The 18,485-nt window shown below is 61.5% G+C and carries 19 protein-coding genes; 8 read left to right on the top strand and 11 right to left on the bottom strand.

Features of this window, described 5'->3' with window-relative positions:
- Positions 1 to 79: 79 nt before the first annotated feature.
- From ACQZ6J_RS05145 to ACQZ6J_RS05125, 5 genes are all read left to right on the top strand, one after another.
- Positions 80 to 733 carry a thiamine phosphate synthase gene (locus tag ACQZ6J_RS05145; RefSeq protein ID WP_449082408.1) on the top strand — a complete coding sequence of 218 codons (654 nt, stop codon included), beginning with the start codon at positions 80 to 82 and terminating at the stop codon, positions 731 to 733.
- A gap of 9 nt (positions 734 to 742) precedes the next feature.
- The gene (locus tag ACQZ6J_RS05140; RefSeq protein WP_163986663.1) at positions 743 to 1,963 is read left to right on the top strand and encodes a tetratricopeptide repeat protein; all 1,221 of its coding nucleotides are present in this window, start codon (positions 743 to 745) and stop codon (positions 1,961 to 1,963) included.
- 190 nt (positions 1,964 to 2,153) lie between these two features.
- Positions 2,154 to 2,954 (top strand): inositol monophosphatase family protein, encoded by an 801-nt coding sequence (locus ACQZ6J_RS05135; RefSeq protein ID WP_163986661.1) that lies wholly within the window; start codon positions 2,154 to 2,156, stop codon positions 2,952 to 2,954.
- Positions 2,955 to 3,087: 133 nt separating this feature from the next.
- On the top strand, positions 3,088 to 4,131 hold the full coding sequence (locus ACQZ6J_RS05130) for a flagellar motor protein MotA (protein WP_449082406.1): 1,044 nt from the start codon (positions 3,088 to 3,090) through the stop codon (positions 4,129 to 4,131).
- Positions 4,132 to 4,134: 3 nt separating this feature from the next.
- Positions 4,135 to 5,166, top strand: coding sequence for a peptidoglycan -binding protein (locus ACQZ6J_RS05125; protein ID WP_163986658.1), 1,032 nt, complete (start codon positions 4,135 to 4,137; stop codon positions 5,164 to 5,166).
- Positions 5,167 to 5,272: 106 nt separating this feature from the next.
- Here ACQZ6J_RS05125 and ACQZ6J_RS05120 read toward each other — a convergent pair whose 3' ends face one another.
- From ACQZ6J_RS05120 to ACQZ6J_RS05105, 4 genes are all read right to left on the bottom strand, one after another.
- On the bottom strand, positions 5,273 to 6,517 hold the full coding sequence (locus ACQZ6J_RS05120) for an RNA polymerase sigma factor (protein WP_449082403.1): 1,245 nt from the start codon (positions 6,515 to 6,517) through the stop codon (positions 5,273 to 5,275).
- Between the two features lie 6 nt (positions 6,518 to 6,523).
- Positions 6,524 to 6,862 carry a YciI family protein gene (locus ACQZ6J_RS05115; protein ID WP_163986654.1) on the bottom strand — a complete coding sequence of 113 codons (339 nt, stop codon included), beginning with the start codon at positions 6,860 to 6,862 and terminating at the stop codon, positions 6,524 to 6,526.
- A gap of 253 nt (positions 6,863 to 7,115) precedes the next feature.
- Positions 7,116 to 7,304, bottom strand: a complete 189-nt coding sequence (locus ACQZ6J_RS05110; RefSeq protein WP_068400257.1) for a YegP family protein — start codon at positions 7,302 to 7,304, stop codon at positions 7,116 to 7,118.
- A 108-nt stretch (positions 7,305 to 7,412) separates the two neighbouring features.
- The gene (locus tag ACQZ6J_RS05105) at positions 7,413 to 9,233 is read right to left on the bottom strand and encodes an ABC transporter transmembrane domain-containing protein (protein WP_449082780.1); all 1,821 of its coding nucleotides are present in this window, start codon (positions 9,231 to 9,233) and stop codon (positions 7,413 to 7,415) included.
- A 174-nt stretch (positions 9,234 to 9,407) separates the two neighbouring features.
- Here ACQZ6J_RS05105 and rpmE point away from each other — a divergent pair, with 174 nt between their 5' ends.
- Positions 9,408 to 9,629 carry a 50S ribosomal protein L31 gene (rpmE, locus tag ACQZ6J_RS05100; protein ID WP_037196451.1) on the top strand — a complete coding sequence of 74 codons (222 nt, stop codon included), beginning with the start codon at positions 9,408 to 9,410 and terminating at the stop codon, positions 9,627 to 9,629.
- A 240-nt stretch (positions 9,630 to 9,869) separates the two neighbouring features.
- On the opposite strand, the gene rcdA is transcribed toward rpmE, so the two are convergent.
- The 3 genes from rcdA to ACQZ6J_RS05085 all read right to left on the bottom strand — a co-directional run bounded on the left by rcdA (position 9,870) and on the right by ACQZ6J_RS05085 (position 12,251).
- Positions 9,870 to 10,385 (bottom strand): protease adaptor protein RcdA, encoded by a 516-nt coding sequence (gene rcdA, locus ACQZ6J_RS05095; RefSeq protein ID WP_163986651.1) that lies wholly within the window; start codon positions 10,383 to 10,385, stop codon positions 9,870 to 9,872.
- Between the two features lie 371 nt (positions 10,386 to 10,756).
- Positions 10,757 to 10,948: a DUF1192 domain-containing protein gene (locus ACQZ6J_RS05090; RefSeq protein ID WP_449082400.1), complete on the bottom strand. Its 192-nt coding sequence runs from the start codon at positions 10,946 to 10,948 to the stop codon at positions 10,757 to 10,759.
- Between the two features lie 28 nt (positions 10,949 to 10,976).
- Positions 10,977 to 12,251 (bottom strand): MFS transporter, encoded by a 1,275-nt coding sequence (locus tag ACQZ6J_RS05085; RefSeq protein ID WP_163986647.1) that lies wholly within the window; start codon positions 12,249 to 12,251, stop codon positions 10,977 to 10,979.
- A 154-nt stretch (positions 12,252 to 12,405) separates the two neighbouring features.
- Between ACQZ6J_RS05085 and ACQZ6J_RS05080 the strand changes: the two genes are divergently transcribed.
- Positions 12,406 to 12,639, top strand: a complete 234-nt coding sequence (locus ACQZ6J_RS05080) for a hypothetical protein (RefSeq protein ID WP_163986340.1) — start codon at positions 12,406 to 12,408, stop codon at positions 12,637 to 12,639.
- Between the two features lie 47 nt (positions 12,640 to 12,686).
- Here ACQZ6J_RS05080 and ACQZ6J_RS05075 read toward each other — a convergent pair whose 3' ends face one another.
- The 4 genes from ACQZ6J_RS05075 to ACQZ6J_RS05060 all read right to left on the bottom strand — a co-directional run bounded on the left by ACQZ6J_RS05075 (position 12,687) and on the right by ACQZ6J_RS05060 (position 18,167).
- On the bottom strand, positions 12,687 to 13,604 hold the full coding sequence (locus ACQZ6J_RS05075) for a PhzF family phenazine biosynthesis protein (protein WP_449082397.1): 918 nt from the start codon (positions 13,602 to 13,604) through the stop codon (positions 12,687 to 12,689).
- A gap of 197 nt (positions 13,605 to 13,801) precedes the next feature.
- Entirely contained in the window at positions 13,802 to 14,827 is a 1,026-nt protein-coding gene (locus tag ACQZ6J_RS05070) for a class I fructose-bisphosphate aldolase (protein WP_163986644.1), read from the bottom strand.
- Positions 14,828 to 15,040: 213 nt separating this feature from the next.
- On the bottom strand, positions 15,041 to 16,243 hold the full coding sequence (locus ACQZ6J_RS05065; protein ID WP_449082395.1) for a phosphoglycerate kinase: 1,203 nt from the start codon (positions 16,241 to 16,243) through the stop codon (positions 15,041 to 15,043).
- A 73-nt stretch (positions 16,244 to 16,316) separates the two neighbouring features.
- Entirely contained in the window at positions 16,317 to 18,167 is a 1,851-nt protein-coding gene (locus tag ACQZ6J_RS05060; RefSeq protein ID WP_449082778.1) for a potassium/proton antiporter, read from the bottom strand.
- 132 nt (positions 18,168 to 18,299) lie between these two features.
- Between ACQZ6J_RS05060 and ACQZ6J_RS05055 the strand changes: the two genes are divergently transcribed.
- A complete protein-coding gene (locus tag ACQZ6J_RS05055) occupies positions 18,300 to 18,461 on the top strand; it encodes a hypothetical protein (RefSeq protein WP_449082393.1) in 162 nt (53 codons plus the stop codon).
- Positions 18,462 to 18,485: the final 24 nt, after the last annotated feature.

The raw sequence follows: 18,485 nt of genomic DNA, 5'->3' as shown, positions 1-18,485 counted from the left end.
GAGAGCTAACGGATTTACTCACGACTATCGAACCGGTGTGCCATCGCTGACGATGGAAGCCGAAACAATGGAAGCTCGTATGACCGTGCCCGAAGATCGTTGCCGCCTCGTTCTCATCGTTCCCGATATTGCCGATATCGAGCAGAAGACGAAAGCGGTGGCCGATGCTCTCAGGGGCGGGGACGTCGCCTCGGTGATCATTCCTCAATATGGTCTCGATGACGGGACGTTCCAGAAACATGCGGAGAAGCTTGTGCCGGTGGTACAGGCGGCGGGTGCCGCGGCGCTGATTGCCGGCGACAGCCGCGTGGCGGGCCGCGTCAAGGCCGACGGGTTGCATATTGCCGGCAAGTTTCCGGAGCTTGCCGAGGCCGTGGAAAAATTCGTGCCGAAGCTGATCGTCGGCGGCGGCAGCGCGGCCGACAGGCACAGCGCTCTGGAAATCGGCGAGCTGCGGCCGGACTATATCTTTTTCGGCAAGCTGGATGGCGATATCAAGCCAGAGGCGCATCCGAAAAATCTGGCGCTCGGCGAATGGTGGGCCTCGATGATCGAGATCCCCTGCGTCGTCATGGGCGGCACCGATCCGAAATCGGCTCTGGATGTGGCTTTGACGGGTGCCGAGTTCGTCGCGCTGCACGCGGCGGTTTTTGCCGATCCCGCAGCGGCCCCGTCGATCGTTGCCGAAGTGAATGCGCTTCTCGACGAAAAAGCGCCACGGTTTGAGGATTGATAGCGATTCATGTCGTTGATGCCTCGATTCCGCCATCGATCCTTTGTTGCCGTGCTTGCAGCCGGGCTTGCGTCATTTCCGTTGCTGGCCGCAGCGCAATCGAGCAATGGCGATACGTCGCTGCCGGGCGTCGCGGCGCCGGCGGAAAAGGGCGCTCGGCCGGATGAGCAGGCGCAACCCGACGACGAATCCACCGTGCCGGACGCGCCGGCGCGCGACAGCAGTATCGTGACGCGGCCGCTGGGCGCCGATGCCGGCAGCTTCAAGACCGAGAACATCCAGCCGGGAGCCGAACCGAAGGCCGACGGTGGCGTCAAGCCATCGCAAGGCGTTGGCGTCTTCGAGCGCATGGGAGCCAATCTGCCGGATCTGCCGCCGGAAAAGCCGTTTACGGGCAAGGTCGACGACGCCTATGGCGCCTTCCAGCGCGGCTACTACCTGACGGCGTTTCAGAAGGCGCTGCCACGCGCGCAGCTCGGCGATCCGGCGGCACAGACGCTGATCGCGGAGCTGATGTCGCAGGGCTTGGGCGTCAAGCGCGACCCCAAGGATGCGGCCTTCTGGTATAGCAAGGCGGCCGAGGGCGGGGATCCGACCTCGATGTTCAAATATGCGCTGATGCTGATTGAAGGGCGCGATGTTCCCCGCGACAAGAAGAAGGCGGATGAATGGATGAGGAAAGCGGCCGATGCCGGGCAGCCTTCCGCCGAATTCAATGTGGCCCAGATGCTGACGGCGGAAAATCCGGGCCTGAAGGGCCTGCAGATGGCGCTTCCCTATTATGAGAAATCCGCCGAGCAGGGCATTGCAGATGCGCAATATGCCGTCTCGCAGCTTTATCTCAATCTTCCCGATCTGCCGCCTGAGAAGAAGGCGCGCGCCCGTGAATGGTTGTCGCGCGCCGCCAATGCCGGCTTCGATACCGCGCAGCTCGACATGGGCATCTGGCTGATCAACGGCACCGGCGGCAAGCAGGACCTGGAAGACGGCTTCAACTGGATGCGCGTTGCCGCCTATCGCGGCAACGTCGTCGCGCAGAACAAGCTGGCGCATCTTTATATCAATGCGATCGGCACGAAGCAGGATCCGGTGGCCGCGGCCACATGGTATGTCATTTCCCGCCGTGCCGGCCTGAAAGATCCCGAGCTCGAGGATTTCTATCAGGGCATCGAAGACTATCAGCAGAAAGCGGCCATCGACGCCGCCAACAAGTTCCGTCGCGCGCAGTAGCGGCGGGCCAAATTCGATCGTATCGGGGCTGATGTGAGGTCAGTTTGCGCGTGCCATAGCCTCACCACTTGAAATTCTCCCGATTTTATGATCTTGAGGCCGCCAATCTTTTATTTCGCTGACGCTCCCGCTCCGTCGGGGCCTTCTTTCAGGCCCGATCAGCGCTTTCTGCATTATCCAAGGAAACCCGATGGCCCGTTCTGCTCTTCTCAATGTCATGGTTCAGGCTGCCCTCAAGGCAGGCAAATCACTCAGCCGCGATTTCGGCGAAGTGCAGAACCTGCAGGTTTCGGTGAAGGGACCGGGCGATTTCGTCAGCCAGGCGGATTTGAAGGCGCAGAAGATCATCCGCGACGAGCTGTTGAAGGCACGCCCGACCTACGGGTTCCTCGGCGAGGAAGGCGAAGAGGTGCCGGGCACGGACGGCGCGCATCGCTGGATCGTCGATCCGCTGGACGGCACGACCAACTTCCTGCACGGCATTCCGCTGTTTGCCGTCTCGATCGCCCTGGAGCGCAACGGCGAAATCGTCGCCGGCGTTACGTTCAATCCGGCGACAGACGAACTCTATACGGCCGAACGCGGCGGCGGCGCATTCCTCAACGACCGCCGCTTGCGCGTTGCTGCGCGCCGCGTGCTGTCGGATAGCGTCATCGGCTGCGGCGTTCCGCATCTCGGGCGCGGCAATCATGGCAAGTTCCTCGTCGAGCTGCGCCATGTCATGGGCGAAGTCGCCGGCGTTCGCCGCCTCGGCTCCGCATCGCTGGATATCGCCTATGTGGCGGCCGGCCGCTTCGACGGCTTCTGGGAAACCGGCCTGTCTCCCTGGGACATCGCAGCCGGCATCCTGCTCGTCCGTGAAGCCGGCGGTTTCGTTTCGGATTTCCATGGCGGCACCGACATGCTCGGCACGAATTCGATCATCTGCGGCAACGAGCACATCCAGAAGGCGCTTGCCGAAGTGGTCAAGCGGCCTGTCCCGACGAAATAGGTTTAGCTTCGGCTGCTTTTCGAGCGATAAAACAGTCTGTTGCCAACGGGCTGTTTTGTGCTTTCCGTCTCTTCAATTCGGCGCAATGTTGCTCTAGTCTCCGCCTGCGGAAAATGCGGTGGCGGAGCGTATAATGGAAAATGTGAATCTGTCGGATCTGGGATCGACCGACAACGTATCGGGCAGCTACGCCTACAAGCTCTCAAGCCCGATGGCCTTCTTCTGGACGATGATCCTTTTCCTGATCATCGTCGGTTTCATCGTTTCCATCCTGTTTCGGCAAGCCCAGGTCGCCTTCATGCACAATCCCGGCCTGAACGGCCTGATTCTGGGCGTGCTGGCCGTCGGTATCCTGCTGGTTTTCAATCATGTGCTGATGCTGAGGCCGGAAGTTCGCTGGTTCAATCATTTCCGCGCGGTCGGCAATGCCGACAAGGTCGGTCGCAATCCACGGCTCCTGGCGCCGATGCGGGCGCTGCTCGGCAACCGCCGCGCCATGCAGCTGTCGACGACGACGCTGCGCTCCATCCTCGACTCGATCGCCACGCGCCTCGACGAATCACGCGATACGTCGCGTTATCTCATCGGCCTGCTCGTCTTTCTCGGCCTGCTCGGCACCTTCTGGGGTTTGATCGGGACCATCGGCTCCATCAACGACGTCATCCAGGGGCTCGATGCCGGCACCGGCGACAGCGGCGATATTCTGAGCGCCTTGAAATCCGGCCTTTCCGGTCCGCTGGTCGGCATGGGCACGGCGTTTTCGTCGTCGCTGCTCGGCCTTTCCGGCTCGCTGATCCTCGGCTTCCTCGACCTGCAGGCCGGCCGCGCGCAGAACCGCTTCTATACCGAACTTGAAAACTGGCTGTCTTCCGTCACCGATGTCGGCTCCGATCTTGCCCCGGTCATCGAAAGTGCCGCCGGCGCGTCCTCGGAGGACGTGCGGGCGTTGTCGGACTATCTGCGCAAGATTGCCGAGGAAGGCGGTGGCCAGCGTTCGGTAACGGCCATGGCGAACCTTGCCGAAGGTATCCAGGGCCTGGTCAAGAACATGCGCAACGAACAGCAGATGCTGCGTGACTGGATCGAGGCGCAGCAGGAAGAGGCGAAATCGATGCGCCGCACGCTCGACCGCCTCGCCGACCGCATTGGCCACACCGAGAAGACCGGGAGCAAGTAAGCCATGGCGCTCGCCCGCAACCGACGCCACCAGAGAAGCGTCGACTACTGGCCCGGTTTCGTCGATGCACTCTCCACGCTGCTGATGGCCATCATGTTCCTGCTGACGGTCTTCGTCGTCGGCCAGTTCATCCTCAGCCGCGAGATTTCCGGACGTGACGAGGTGCTTACCCGCCTGAACAGCCGCATCAACGATCTGGTGCAGCAACTGGCGCTGGAGAAAAGCGGCAAGCAGGATCTCGAGGATGCCGTCGCCAATCTGCAGGCATCGCTGTCATCGGCCGAGAGCGAGCGTTCGCGGCTGCAGGCGCTGCTTGCCACGGGTTCCGGCAACAGCCAGGCTGCCGAGCAGCGAGCCGGTACGCTTTCGCAGGAACTGGATGAGCAGAAGCAGGTGAGCGTGCGGGCTCTGAGCCAGGTCGATCTGCTCAATCAGCAGATCGCCGCGCTGCGCAGCCAGATTGCGGCGGTGGAAGCGGCTCTTCAGGCATCGGAGACCAAGGACCAGTCATCGCAGGTGAAGATCGCCGATCTCGGGCGTCGGCTGAACGTGGCGCTGGCGCAGCGTGTTCAGGAACTGAACCGTTATCGCTCCGACTTCTTCGGCCGGCTGCGCGAAATCCTCTCCGACCGCGACAATATCCGGATCGTCGGCGACCGTTTCGTCTTCCAATCCGAAGTCCTGTTCCCGTCCGGTGCCGCGGATCTCAATCCTGCCGGTCAGGCGGAGATGGCCAAGCTTGCGGCAGCGCTGATCGATCTCGCCAAGGAAATTCCGCCTGAAATCAACTGGGTCCTGCGCGTCGACGGCCATACGGACAACGTGCCGCTTTCGGGCAACGGCCGCTATCCGGATAACTGGGCACTGTCGTCAGCCCGCGCCATCGCCGTCGTCAAGTTCCTGATCGCGCAGGGCGTTCCCGCCGACAGGCTCGTTGCGGCGGGCTTTGGCGAATTCCAGCCGATCGCACCCGGCGACACGCCGGATGCGCGCGCCACCAACCGTCGCATCGAGCTGAAACTGACGGAAAAATAGTCGCTTGGAGCAATTCCAGGAAAACTGCGCAGCGGTTTTCCGTCCGGAATCGCGTAAAAACAAAGAGAAAGAGCGGTTCCGCGAATCCATGAAACGCGGAACCGCTTTAACCATTCCTGGATGAAATGGACTTGAGGCGTTGCAGAAGAAATCGCCGCACCGCCTCGCTGCTGCTCAATCCGATCGCCGTGCGGTACGCGCTCATCGCATGTTCCACATCGCCGGCTTCGGACAGTAGATGCGCCCGAACGGCCCAATAGGGCTGATAGTTGACGATATCCCGCTCGGCCATCCGGTTCAGGAGTTCCAGCCCGGCGGCGGCACCCCGCACCCTGGCGACAACGGCTGCGTGACTGATGCGCGCGCCCGTCGTCGGCTTCATCATCAGAAGTGCCTCGTAAAGCTTGGCAAGCGCTCGCCAGTCGGTCGTGCCGAAGCGCCGCCGCTCCGCATGTACGGACTGAATCGCGGCCAGGCACTGAAACGGTCCGAAGCGAGCGAAAGCGCCTGCTTGCCGTAGAAGATCATCAGCTTCGGCGATCATTGCAGCGTTCCACAGGGCAGTATCCTGCTCATCAAGCGGTATGTAGTCTCCGTTCGCATTCCGGCGTGCGCCGTGGCGGGATTGGCTATAGAGCATGAGCGACAGCAGACCCATGGCTTCCGGTTCCTGCGGCAGGGTGGCGTTCAACGCGCGGCCAAGCCAGATGGCTTCTTCCGCCAGCGAGCCTTGCTTCTCGTTGTCTCCGAGCCCCTCCCACCCGAGGCCGTAGGCTGCATAGATCGCCGCAAGCACCCCGGCCAGCCGGTCCGGCAGCAGGGGCTGCTCCGGAACGGTGAAGGGAATGCGCGCATCGCGAATTTTGATCTTTGCGCGAACGAGCCTCTGGCTCATGGCCTCCGGTGAAAGGATGAAAGCCTTGGCTATGGTGGCCGCATCGATGGCGAGCACGGTTTGAAGCATCAATGCCGCGTGTATCGAGGCGTTGATGGCGGGGTGGGTGCAGGCGAAGAGGAGCTTCAGCCGTTCGTCCGGAAAGGTTGGATGATCCGCATTCATACGCTCCTCCGCCTCTTCCATCGCCATCGCTATTCCGGCCCGGCCCGCGGCTTTGACAGTCTCATGCCTGGCGCCGCGAAGCAGGTTGCGCCGCGCGGCGACCAGCAGCCAGGCTTCCGGGCTGTCTGGAACGCCACGGTCCGGCCAGCTGCGCAGCGCCGCCGCGATCGCTTCGGACAAGGCATCCTCCGCTGCCGGCACATCATGCGAGCGCGCGGCGAGAAAGGCGATCAGCTTGCCGTAGGATTGGCGCGCCACCCGTTCGGTGGCGCGTTGAGCATCGGATAGCATGAAGGCCTACATCTGCAGGCGCGGCCGGACCTCGACCGAACCCTGCTGCGAGATCGGCACCCGCACGGCCCATTCCAGCGCCGCATCGAGATCCGGCACGTCGATGAGATAGAAGCCGCCGAGCTGTTCCTTGCCCTCCGGGAAAGGGCCGTCCTGCACGTCATGATCCTCACCGCGGCGGCGGATGACGGTTGCCGTCTCAGGCGGAGTGAGCCCGGCGCCGCCGGTCATGATGCCGGCCTGGACAAGGGCCTGGGTATAGGCGACCCAGCCATTCTTGTAGGCAGGGTCTTCGCGGCGTTTGAAATCCTCGGGTGCTTCCCGGATAATCAAGGCGTACTGCATGGAGCTACTCCCGTTCTCTATGTTGGCTTACGAACCGGACGACGGCATCATTGTGGACCTGATTCCAGAATGAGCAAACGCTGCCCGCGAAACGACATCCTGCCGCTTCGATACAATGAGCCGCGGACGAGGATGATTTCGACAGAGGCGGCCGGATTTTTCGAAATTTCTTTTCGCAAAGACAAAACGGCCGGCATGCCCGAGAGGCAGCCGGCCGTGAATGGCTTTACAGCAGACGCTTGACGCGAAAGTCTTAGGCGGTAGCGATGGTCTGATCGTCGATGACGGCGCCGCCGACATGAGCCTTGATGGACTCGATGGCATGCAGGGCCGAGGCCTTCGCCTTGTAGCCTTCGGAACCGAACATGGTTTCGCCGTTAGAGGCCTTGAAGCGGAAGCGAAACTCGCCGGCCTTGTCCTTGTAGACTTCAAATTTATACATGGCTTTCGTCTCCTAGAATCGCGTCAGCGCGAGATAACGTCGAAAATCTAGCTCAATTCCAAAGCTATTGCCACAAGGTTGTATTGGACGCGACTTACCCGGCGATCGCTATTTTGCAATGAGCATGTGTTCTTCTATGCCGGCATCGAACTGCAGGCGTGCGAGCTTGGCGTAAATGCCGCCGTGACGGATCAGGCTTTGGTGCGTGCCTTCCTCGACGATGCGGCCCTGGTCGAGCACCAGAATGCGGTCGGCCTTGAGCACGGTGGCGAGACGATGGGCGATGACGAGGGTGGTGCGTCCCTCCATCAGGCCTTCCAGCGCTTTCTGAACAAGGGTTTCGCTCTCGGCATCGAGGGCGGAGGTCGCCTCGTCGAGCAGGAGGATCGGCGCATTCTTCAATATGGCGCGGGCGATGGCGATGCGTTGCCGCTGGCCGCCGGAAAGCGTGACGCCCCGTTCGCCGACCTGGGTGTCGTATCCCGTCTCCAGGCGCGAGATGAACTCGTCCGCCTGTGCGGCGATGGCGGCGGCGCGCACGTCGTCGCGCGAGGCGTCCGGGCGGCCGAAGGCGATGTTGTCATGGATGGAGGCGGCAAAGATCGTGGTGTCCTGAGGTACGATGGCGATGCGCTCGCGCAAGGCCTCCGGCAGGACGTCGCGGGCATCGACGCCGTCTACGGCGACGCGGCCTTTCTGCGGATCGTAAAAGCGCAGCAGCAACGAAAAGATGGTGCTCTTGCCCGCACCCGATGCTCCGACGATCGCAACCGTCTCGCCCGGCTTCACCGAGAAGGAGAGCCCGTGCAGCGCGGATCTGCCCGGCCGCGACGGATAGAAGAAATGGACGTCGGAGAATTCGACGCGGCCCTGCGGCGGTTGCGGCAAGGGCAGGGGATTGGCCGGAGGCGCGATCGGCGATACTTCGGCCAGCAGCTCGCCCAGGCGGTCGGCCGCGCCCGCGGCCTGTGACAGCTCGCCCCAGACTTCCGACAGCGAGCCGAGCGAGGAGCCGGCGATGACGGAATAGAGCAGGAATTGGCCGAGCGTTCCGGCCGACATCGTGCCGGCAAGCACGTTCTGCGCGCCGACCCAGAGAACCGCGACAATGCTGCCGAAGACCATGGCAATGGCGAAGCCTGTCAGCAGCGAGCGGGATTTGATCGCCGCGCGCGCCGCCTGATAGGCGTCCTCGACCGCGCCGCCGTAGCGCTTAGAGGCGGCGGCCTCGCCATTATAGGCCTGTATGGTGCGGTTGGCCGCGATGGTTTCGTTGGCATAGGCCGACGCCTGCGCCAGGGTATCCTGGGCGGCGCGCGAGCGCTTGCGCACGGAACGGCCGAAGCTGACCAGCGGCAGCACGATGATCGGGATGGCGATCAGGACGATGCTCGAGAGCTTCGGGCTGGTGACGATCATCATGATCACGGCGCCGAGACAGAGAATGAGGTTGCGCAGCGCGACGGAAGCCGTGGCGCCGACCGCGGACTTGATCTGAGTCGTGTCGGCCGTCAGCCGCGAGACGATCTCGCCCGACTGATTGACATCGAAGAAGGAGGGCGACAGACGCGTGACGTGATCGAAGACCTCGCGGCGCATGTCGGAGACGATCCGCTCGCCGATGGAGATGACGAAATAGTAGCGCAGCGCGCTCGCCGCAGCGAGCAGCAGGGCCATGATCATGATCGCGACGAAGTAGCTGTCGATCAGACCTCGGTCGACCTGATCGAAGCCGTGATCGATCATGCGCCGGACGGCGACCGGCAGGGCAAGAGAGGTGACGGCGGCAATCACGAGCGAAACGAGCGCTCCGGCCACCATGCCTCGATATCGCCTGAGGTATGGCGTCAGTCGTCCGAGAGGACGGATCGATCTGTTTTTCTTTTCCTCTGCCTGGCCAGTCTCTGACAAGTCGTCTCCAATCCCCATATCAGCAAGGGACTTGACGTTTCGCCCCTTGTTATCGCTGCTGCCTTCATGTATAGGCACGCCATCTTAATTGGAAGCCGTGGCCTTTAGCGGACTGCGGCTTCATTTATTCAATCGGTTCGGTTGCCGCAATGGCTTGCGACAAATGGACCCTGGCATGACAGGAAGATTGTTATGAAGGCCAACATTCATCCCGACTATCACACCATCAAGGTAGTCATGACCGACGGCACCGAATATGAAACCCGCTCGACCTGGGGTTCTGAAGGCGCTGTCATGAACCTCGAAATCGATTCCAAGTCCCATCCGGCTTGGACGGGTGGCAACCAGCAGATGGTTGACCGCGCCGGCCGCGTTTCGAAGTTCAACAAGCGCTTCGGCGGTCTCGGCATCTAATCGCTTTGCGATCTGCCGTTTGAAAAGAGCCCGGCCTTGCCGGGCTTTTTTGCGTTTTTGTCTCGTCGGCTCACGTGGGAGTGTTTTCGTTTTTCTTCGAACCGCCAAAACACTCTATCTCTCTATGTTCGTAGTTCCGGACGGAAAGCTGCTGCACATTTTCCTGGTATTATCACCAAAAACAAAACCGGCCGCGCCAAGCGCGACCGGTTCAAATTCACTGGCGATGTCTCGAGCGGCTCAGTTGCCGCTGAAGGCGGTCTGCAGCAGGGTGAGCTGTGCCTTGACGCTGTTCTGGTTGTCCGGAACGATGGCGGTTTCCACAGGGCGGTAGATTTCGCGGTCGAGCAGGGCGACGCGATTCTGCAGGCGCAGCGAACGCTCGACGAGGTCGCGGAAGGATTCGGGAAGGTCGTTCCAGCCCGGAGCGCTGCGGTCGACGTTGAAGCCGTCGAGGCGAACCTTGTTCTTTTCGGCCAGCACCTGGTCGCGCGACATTTCGCCGTTGTTGACGGCGCGCTGCAGCAGCAGCCAGGAGGCCATCTGCATGAGGCGGGTCGTCAGCCGCATGGATTCGGCAGCATAGAGAACCGAGGCCATGCGCGGCAGAACCTTGGAAGCGGCGCGGCCCTGACCGTCGAGATAGCCGGCGGTTTCCTCGACCAGCGACATGCCTTCAGAATAAAGTGCCCTGAACTGTGCCGACGATGCGGCATGGCCAGCAAAGCTGATCGTGTTCAACCCAAGTTCCGACATCGAATAAATCCCTGCTTCACGCAACACTTTTGTTCAGGAAAAGCCGGTTAAGTCCCTAAGAGCTTTCGGCATCTGCTTTTATGACTTTAGGATGCTGGTTTTAACTGAAATTCGCAAGGTGATTCTTAAGAAAGGGTTAATCTCCACAGTTTCGGCGAGGGGCGTGATACAGGCCAAAAAAGAAGAGCCGCAAAAGCGGCTCTCAAGGTAAAACAGGGAGAAAAATCAGACCAATTCGCCAAGTGGAGGAACTGTCTGAGTCCAGAGCGAATCTGGATGTCCATAGTAATATGTCGTAAAGCTTAATATTCGGTTGAGCATGCCTTGTTCTTGGGCGCCGGCGCACAGCTTTTGTGCTGCTTCCAGCCGCCTCAGAAACGAAAGAGGCCCTCTGCGGCCTTGCGGCCGGATGTCTTGGCGGCGATTTCCTGTTCCAGCCGGCCGATCTCGCCCTGCAGCAGCGCCACGCGGTTTTTAAGCTCATCCACGGACAGCAGCGAGAGATCGCTGCCGATCTCGTGGGCGGACGGCTGCTTCGGGCGGTCGTCGTCGAATATGCTCATTTCGGCTCCTCCTTTCCCTGCAATAGGATCAGGTGCCGTAATTTACAGTTATATCATCCTTTTTTGAAGTCTCGCTTCGCGCGAGCGACATGCTCTCCGGCGTTATCATCTGGGCATTGGCGGACGGCATCGTCGTATAGGCGTCGCGATCGCCCGCGGGCCTGGCCGCCCGACGGCGGCTGCGGAAGATGGAATAGGCGGTGATCAGCACATGAGCGACGGCTGTCACGAAGAAGAGGGAATAGGGGCCGACGGCGGACATGACCGGTCCGCCGAGCGTCGGGCCGATGATGGTGCCGATGCCATAGAGCAGCAGCAGGCCGCCGGAAACCTTGACGAATTCCTCGGGCGCGGCGAAGTCGTTGGCGTGAGCGACGGCGATCGGATAGAGCGTGTTGGCAACCGCGCCGTAGACCACGACCATGCCGATCAGGAAATAGGGGCTGGCGGGTTTCAACACGAAGAGCAGCAAGCCGTCCAGAGCCGCGATGGCGGCCATGCCCGCCAGCACGTAGCGGCGGTCAATGCGGTCGGAAAGACGTCCAGCCGGAAACTGCATGACGGCGCCGGCAAAGATCGTCGAGCTCATCATGATTGCGATATCACGGTCGGACAGGCCGGCATTGGCGCCAAAGACGGCGCCGAGCGTGCCGTAAGCGCCATTCGCGATGCCAACAAGCAGGATACCGAGGGAGGCAACGGGCGAATTGCGGTAGAGCGCCTTCAGATCGAGGCTGACGGCTTTCAAAGGCTGCGGGGAGGCTGCGGTCGACAGCGTGGTCGGCAGCATGGCGACGCAATAGCAAATGCCGCACATCATGAAGAGAATGGGCGTATGGATGTCGGCGAAGGGCACCATCATCTGGCCGGCGACGGCACCGATGAGGGTGATGCCGATATAGAGCGAGAAGATCGCGCCGCGGCTCTCATTGGTAGCGCGCTCGTTGAGCCAGCTCTCGATGATCATCGACGTGCCGGCGGTGCAGAAGCCGGTGACGGCGCGCAGCACCACCCACCAGGTCGCATCGACGACGATGCCGGTCAAAAGCGCGATGATGGCGATGACGGAAATGAAGCCCGAAAAGGCACGGACATGGCCGATGCGCCTGACCAGTTTCGGCGCCGTCAGGCAGCCCAGCACGAAGCCGGTGGCCCAGGTCGTGCCGAGCAGGCCGAGCGTCGTCGTCGCGTAACCTTCCGCCGTGCCGCGCACCGGCAGCAGCAGGCTATGCAGGCCGTTTCCCGTAAACAGGAAGAGCGTGCCGAACAGCAGGGCCAATACGGGCAAAATGTTTCTTTTCATGCTCCCCACCTTCATGCGGCTCCGTTTAAGGAACCGATAAGGCAGGATCCCGCCCTGCCTGTCTTCGCTATTGATTGTGTCCCGGATTGCCGCTATCGGCGTGTAGAAGCAGTCTGTTGGCGCGGAAAAATGTCCGTCCTATGACGATTAGAGCATGATCGCGAAAACTGCGCAGCGGTTTTTGGTCGCGGCCATGCTCACTCTTGCGCAAACGGGGAAAAATAGCGTGACAAAAGCCTTAGGGTTGCTGCTTCTGCTCGCTATGGCAGTGCATATCATCAAGCCCTTGGGGCTGCCGGGCCTGAGGCGCAGGGCCGACTTCTGGAAGATAGCCATCTTCGCCTTCGCCATCTGGACGGTCGCGCTTGTTATCAACGAGGCGTTTTAGCGCGTTCCAGGCCAGGATTCGGGTTCTCCAGCGATCGTGCGGGCTTCTTAAAGCAGCACCTCGCCGCGCATCACAGAGATGCTGCTGCCCGACAGAAAGACTTCGTTTACCGTGCCGGCAGATTTCCTGACATCGACACCGATGACGCTACGTCTTCCCATCTCCACGCCCTGCTCAATGGTGATTTTCACCTCGACATCCCGTGCCGGAAGCAGGGAGGTCAGATAGGCGCCGAGGGCTGCCGAGGCGCTGCCGGTTGCAGGGTCTTCCGTCACATTATCCAGGGGCGCAAACATGCGGGCGCGGATGTGCCACGGATTTTCGGCGGAGCGTGTGTAGAGAAACAGCGAAAATCCGGTCTTGTCTTCCTTGTGCCTTGCCGCCGCTTCGGTGAAGACAGCCGCATTCGGCCAGGCCTTGCCGAGCGTTTCGAGGCCATCCACTTCAGCAAAGGCGAAGGGCAGGCCGACGGAGGCAAATGTCGGCGCATGTGTTGCCCGGCGGATGGAGCCAGGATCGATCTGGACGCAGCGTGCAATCAGCTCGTCGGCGATTGTCTCTCCGATCGTAAGCCTGCCCGGCGCGCGTATGCTCGCGCCGATCACGCCTTCGCCACTGCGCAGCAGCGTCACATTCACGAGGCCGGCATCCTCTTCGAAGGTCAGCTTGTCCCCTATACGCTTTCCGAAGATCTCCAGTTGCTGGCCAAGCGCGAAAGCGGTGCCGACGTTGGGATGGCCCGCGAAGGGAATTTCGGCCGTCGGCGTGAAGATGCGGACGCGCGCCGTATGATCGGGATTTTCCGGGGGCAGTACGAAGGTCGTTTCGGAATAGTTGAATTCGGTCGCGATCTTCTGCATCGCCTCGTGGCTCAGGCCACGGGCATCGGGGATGACGGCCAGCGGATTGCCGACGAAACGCTCCGAGGTGAAGACATCGACGGTGACGTAGGCAACGGTGTTCATGGCAGCCTCAGGAGTTTTGATGAAACTGCAGGGATTTAGCCGCTGCCCGGTTGCGCGCGAAAGCGTGAACTTGTGCCCATGACAAGTTCACCGTCGGCTCCTTCCGCGGATCGCCGAAGCGGATATGCTGCCGCGCAAAAGAAAAAGCCCCGATCGCATCGCGATCGGGGCTCTGCTCATTCGAAGGCTGGCCGGTGTCAAGCAGCCTGTTCGCGATCCTTCGTCCAGCTGCCCTTGGCGGCGAGATAGTTCATCTCGGCGCGGTGCGTGAAGGCGCGCTGGCCGGCAGCGACGTTTTCCGCCTTGCCGCCCCATGCCTTCAGGGCGCTGTCCTGCAGGGCGCGGCCGTAGGAGAAGGTCACTTTCCAAGGCAGGTCATAGCCGGAGTTGATGGCGGAGAGATGAGCGGTGGCTTCTTCGGTGGACTGGCCGCCGGAGAGGAAGGCGATGCCGGGAACGGCGGAAGGAACGGTTTCCTTCAGAACCTTGACGGTGCGTTCGGCAACCTGCTCGACGGAAGCCTTGCGGGCCTTCTTGCCGTCGATGACCATGCTCGGCTTCAGGATCATGCCTTCGAGATTGATGCGGGCTTCCGCGAGTTCCTGGAAGACGATCTGCAGCGTCCAGCGGGTCACTTCCTCGCTGCGGTCGAGACTCTGGGTGCCGGGCTCGCCGTCCATCAGCACTTCCGGCTCGACGATCGGGACGATCTTGGCCTGCTGGCAGAGCGCGGCATAGCGGGCGAGCGCGTGGGCGTTGGCCTTGATGGCGCCATAGCTGGGCAGGGCGTCGGAAATGGCGATCACGCCGCGCCATTTCGCAAAGCGGGCACCGGCATCATAATATTTCGCCAGACGATCGGCGAGGCCGTCGAGGCCTTCGGTGACGGTCTCGCCTGGGAAGCCGGCCAGCGGCTTGGCGCCGATATCGACCTTGATGCCCGGAATGCTGTCTGCGGCCTTGATGACGTCGACGAAAGGCGTGCCGTTGGCGGCCTTCTGGAAGAGGGTTTCCTCATAGAGGATGACGCCAGAGATGTACTTCTTCATGGCATCGTCGGAGCGGAAGAGCATCTCGCGATAGTCGCGGCGGCTCTCTTCCGTGGAAACGAGAGAGATTGCGTCGAAGCGCTTCTTGATTGTGGCGGTGGATTCGTCCGCTGCGAGGAGGCCCTTGCCACCGGCAACCATCTTTACGGCAATGTCTTCAATGCGTTCGCTCATTTTGTTTCTCCAAGGCGATTTCAGTCGGCGACAAGATCAATATAGATCGGCGATAACAGAAGTATAGAAGGAGGGAAATGGCTGGCTAACTAATTGAAACGATTGAAATGATTTCAACCGTTTGAATGTTTCGGACATCATCCTAGCACTCATGGAAAAGCCGCGAAAGGCTTAGCTTTCGCGGCTTGCGTCATTCCTGTCAAAGAGGCCTGATTACTTGCCGGCCTGCAGAACGGCAACGCCCGGAAGAACCTTGCCTTCCATCCATTCGAGGAAGGCGCCGCCCGCCGTCGAGACATAGGTGAAATCGTCGGCAACGCCGGCATGGTTGAGTGCCGAAACCGTGTCGCCGCCGCCGGCGACGGACGTCAGCTTGCTGGCCTTGGTGCACTCGGCGGCATATTTGGCAGCCGCGACGGTGGCGGTATCGAAGGGGGTGATTTCGAAGGCGCCGAGCGGGCCGTTCCAGACCAGCGTGGTGGCGCGGCCGATCCAGCTCTTGACGGCCTCGATCGACTTCGGGCCGACATCGAGCACCATAGCATCGGCCGGAATGGCCTCGATCGCGACGACCTCGTTGTCGGCGCCGGCCTTGAACTCGCGGGCGACGACGCCGTCCTCGGGCAGGACGATGGCGCAGCCGGATGCGGCAGCCTCGATCATGATCTGCTTGGCGGTGTCGGCAAGGTCATGCTCGCAGAGCGACTTGCCGACATTGGTGCCGCGGGCGGCGAGAAAGGTGTTGGCCATGCCGCCGCCGATGACAAGCGCGTCGACCTTCTTCACGAGGTTCGTCAGAAGATCGATCTTGGTGGAGACCTTGGCGCCACCGACGATGGCGACGACCGGGCGCACCGGATTGCCCAGACCCTTTTCCAGGGCTTCAAGCTCTGCCTGCATGGTGCGGCCGGCATGGGCGGGAAGCAGGTGGGCGAGGCCCTCGGTCGAGGAATGGGCGCGGTGGGCGGCCGAGAAGGCATCGTTGACGTAGATATCGCCATTGGCGGCGAGCGCCTTGGTGAAGGCCGCGTCGTTCTTCTCCTCTTCCTTGTGGAAGCGGGTGTTTTCAAGCAGCAGGATGTCGCCGTTGTTCATCTTCGCAACGGCGTCGGCTGCCGGGGCGCCGATGCAATCCGACGCGAAGAGAACTGCGTGATCCAGAACCTCTTCCACGGCCGGCACGATGAGGCCAAGCGAAAGATCCGGCGAGGGGCCATCCTTCGGGCGGCCGAAATGGGCAAGCAGGATGACCTTGGCGCCCTTTTTGGACAGTTCGAGAATCGTCGGGGCGACACGTTCGATGCGGGTCGCATCGGTAACCTTTCCATCCTTGACCGGCACGTTGAGGTCGACGCGCACGAGCACGCGCTTGCCGGTGATGTCGGTGAGATCGTCGAGAGTCTTGAAGGCTGCCATGGGAGGATCCAATGTTGTTGGTGGCGTGAAAGTGCGCCGACCATACTACGGATGATCGGAGACGCAAGGCCATTCAGGCGTCGTTTTTTTCCGTATTTGAATCGTTTGAAACGGCTTCTTCCGGCCGTTCCCGCCGCTTTCGCAGGTAGCCGCGGACGCTTTTGAAAATATCGTGGAGATTGATGAAGATCGGCAGGAGGACGGGCGGCTCCACCGCTTCCAGCGACATGCCGACGGACTGGATATGGTCGTTCTCGTCGAGGTCGCGGACGATGAGAATGATCTCGCCCAGGCGCACGCGATCCGCATAATCGGCCTTGCCGCCCAGACGGTGGCGCATGAGGTCGGCGATGGTGAGGCCTTTTTCCTGCTCGCTCAGCAGGCCCGGCCCATAGGCGGCATCGAGATCGGCGGCCGGGCGCAGCGGCGAGATCGAGAAGGCGCCGAAGAATTCGGCATCGTCCGGATCGACCGGCGCGCGGCTGGCGAAGATGCGGTCGAGCAGGCGCGAATAATTGGGCGAGACGAAAAGATAGACGACATCGTTCTCGCGCAGGCGGCCGGCATATTGATATCGCATGGATTTGCCGTCGCGCACGACGAGCGAGGGCATGGCCCAGCGCGGGATGCGCTCGCCGCGCAGAACCGGGCTGTCCTTGACGACGCGATAGGAGAGGAGTTCGTGGTTGACGGTGCCCGGCAGGTCGACCTCGACCTTGTCGATCGCCCCCATGCGCGGGGGAATGATGAGGCCGAGGCGTTTCGCCATCGGCTTGATGGTCCATCCCTGCACGAGCAGCGACACCAGCACGACGATGAAGGCGACGTTGAAATAGGTCTGGCCGGCCTGAAGGCCGCCAAGAATGGGCATGATCGCCAGAAGAATGGAGACCGCGCCGCGCAGGCCGACCCAGGCGACGAAACCGGTCTCGCGCTGTGTATAGTCGAAGGGCAGCAGGCAGAGCCACACGGCGATCGGGCGGGCGATGAAGATCAGGAACAGCGCCAGCGCCACGGCGGGTATGGCGATGGCGGGAAATTCCGACGGAGTCGCGAGCAGGCCAAGAACGAGGAACATGATGATCTGCGCAAGCCAGGTCATGCCGTCCTGGAAGCGCTTGATCGAGGCCGAAGCCGGCATCTTGCGATTGCCGGCATAGATGCCGGCGACGTAGACGGCCAGAAAGCCGCTGCCGCCGACGGCGCCGGTGAAGGAAAAGACTAGCAGCGCCAGCGCCAGCACGAAGATCGGCGTCAGGCCGCGATCCGTTTCCAGGCGGCTGACGATGAGGACGATCATCATGCCGCCGAGCAGGCCGAGAATGAGGCCCAGCCCCATCTGCTGCACGAAGGTGACGAGCATGGCGAGATTGATGCCCGCATAACCTTCGCCGCTTGCCAGCAGCTCGACCAGCGCGAGCGTCAGGAAGATCGCCATCGGATCGTTGGTGCCGGATTCGACCTCCAGCGTCGAGCGCACCTTGTCGCGGATGTTGATGCCGCCGATGCGCAGCAGGAAGAAGACGGCGGCGGCATCCGTGGAGGCGACGATGGAGCCGAGGAGCAGGCCCTGCAGCCAGGTGAAGCCCAGCAACCAGGTGGCGGCGAAGCCGAACAGCGCCGCCGTCACGATGACGCCGACCGAGGCGATGGTCAGCGCCGGGGCGGCGGCAAGCTTGAAGGCCTGGATCGGCGTGCCATAGCCGGAATCGAAGAGGATGATGGCAAGCGCCAGCGAACCAAGGATATAGGCGAGGTAGTTGTTGGAGAATTCGATGCCGAGCCCATCGGTGCCGGCCGCAAGGCCGATCATGAGGAAGAGCAGCAGCAAGGGAGCGCCGAAACGGAAGGCAAGGAGGCTGGAGAAAGCCGCAATGAGAATAAGGACCGTGCTGATCAGCACGATGACGTAAAATGCCTCCACCTTTTCTTCCCCTTTCCGTGCGCCGCAGCCAGGCCCAAAGCCCGGAATGCCGGAAATCTCTCCACTCTCCATCATGCCGCCGTGCCTGGCAAACTGGCAAACACGGAAGTCGTTCGGAGGAGAGCTTACTGATTGAAACTCTTTCCGGCGACTGCAACGTCATGGTGTGATGCGCCTTGCCAGAACGGCGAAGCGGCTTGGAATGCCCTGGGAGACTTCCTGCTTCAAAATTTACTGGTAAATCTGGACGATAGCAGGGCAGCGCCGAAAAAAATCGAAATGTTTTTAAGATGATGCGTGAAGCGGTGGCGTCGGCGC

It is taken from the genome of Rhizobium sp. A37_96, from assembly GCF_053521765.1.
Note: the sequence above shows the minus strand (reverse complement) of the source record. Positions and strands in the feature narration are given on the sequence as shown.

What these genes read in the sequence shown, in the direction of transcription:
- ACQZ6J_RS05145 (WP_449082408.1), top strand. Translation starts at nt 80, where the DNA reads ATGACCGTGCCCGAAGATCGTTGCCGCCTCGTTCTCATCGTTCCCGAT.
- ACQZ6J_RS05140 (WP_163986663.1), top strand. Translation starts at nt 743, where the DNA reads ATGTCGTTGATGCCTCGATTCCGCCATCGATCCTTTGTTGCCGTGCTT.
- ACQZ6J_RS05135 (WP_163986661.1), top strand. Translation starts at nt 2,154, where the DNA reads ATGGCCCGTTCTGCTCTTCTCAATGTCATGGTTCAGGCTGCCCTCAAG.
- ACQZ6J_RS05130 (WP_449082406.1), top strand. Translation starts at nt 3,088, where the DNA reads ATGGAAAATGTGAATCTGTCGGATCTGGGATCGACCGACAACGTATCG.
- ACQZ6J_RS05125 (WP_163986658.1), top strand. Translation starts at nt 4,135, where the DNA reads ATGGCGCTCGCCCGCAACCGACGCCACCAGAGAAGCGTCGACTACTGG.
- ACQZ6J_RS05120 (WP_449082403.1), bottom strand. Translation starts at nt 6,517, where the DNA reads ATGCTATCCGATGCTCAACGCGCCACCGAACGGGTGGCGCGCCAATCC.
- ACQZ6J_RS05115 (WP_163986654.1), bottom strand. Translation starts at nt 6,862, where the DNA reads ATGCAGTACGCCTTGATTATCCGGGAAGCACCCGAGGATTTCAAACGC.
- ACQZ6J_RS05110 (WP_068400257.1), bottom strand. Translation starts at nt 7,304, where the DNA reads ATGTATAAATTTGAAGTCTACAAGGACAAGGCCGGCGAGTTTCGCTTC.
- ACQZ6J_RS05105 (WP_449082780.1), bottom strand. Translation starts at nt 9,233, where the DNA reads ATGGGGATTGGAGACGACTTGTCAGAGACTGGCCAGGCAGAGGAAAAG.
- rpmE (WP_037196451.1), top strand. Translation starts at nt 9,408, where the DNA reads ATGAAGGCCAACATTCATCCCGACTATCACACCATCAAGGTAGTCATG.
- rcdA (WP_163986651.1), bottom strand. Translation starts at nt 10,385, where the DNA reads ATGTCGGAACTTGGGTTGAACACGATCAGCTTTGCTGGCCATGCCGCA.
- ACQZ6J_RS05090 (WP_449082400.1), bottom strand. Translation starts at nt 10,948, where the DNA reads ATGAGCATATTCGACGACGACCGCCCGAAGCAGCCGTCCGCCCACGAG.
- ACQZ6J_RS05085 (WP_163986647.1), bottom strand. Translation starts at nt 12,251, where the DNA reads ATGAAAAGAAACATTTTGCCCGTATTGGCCCTGCTGTTCGGCACGCTC.
- ACQZ6J_RS05080 (WP_163986340.1), top strand. Translation starts at nt 12,406, where the DNA reads ATGATCGCGAAAACTGCGCAGCGGTTTTTGGTCGCGGCCATGCTCACT.
- ACQZ6J_RS05075 (WP_449082397.1), bottom strand. Translation starts at nt 13,604, where the DNA reads ATGAACACCGTTGCCTACGTCACCGTCGATGTCTTCACCTCGGAGCGT.
- ACQZ6J_RS05070 (WP_163986644.1), bottom strand. Translation starts at nt 14,827, where the DNA reads ATGAGCGAACGCATTGAAGACATTGCCGTAAAGATGGTTGCCGGTGGC.
- ACQZ6J_RS05065 (WP_449082395.1), bottom strand. Translation starts at nt 16,243, where the DNA reads ATGGCAGCCTTCAAGACTCTCGACGATCTCACCGACATCACCGGCAAG.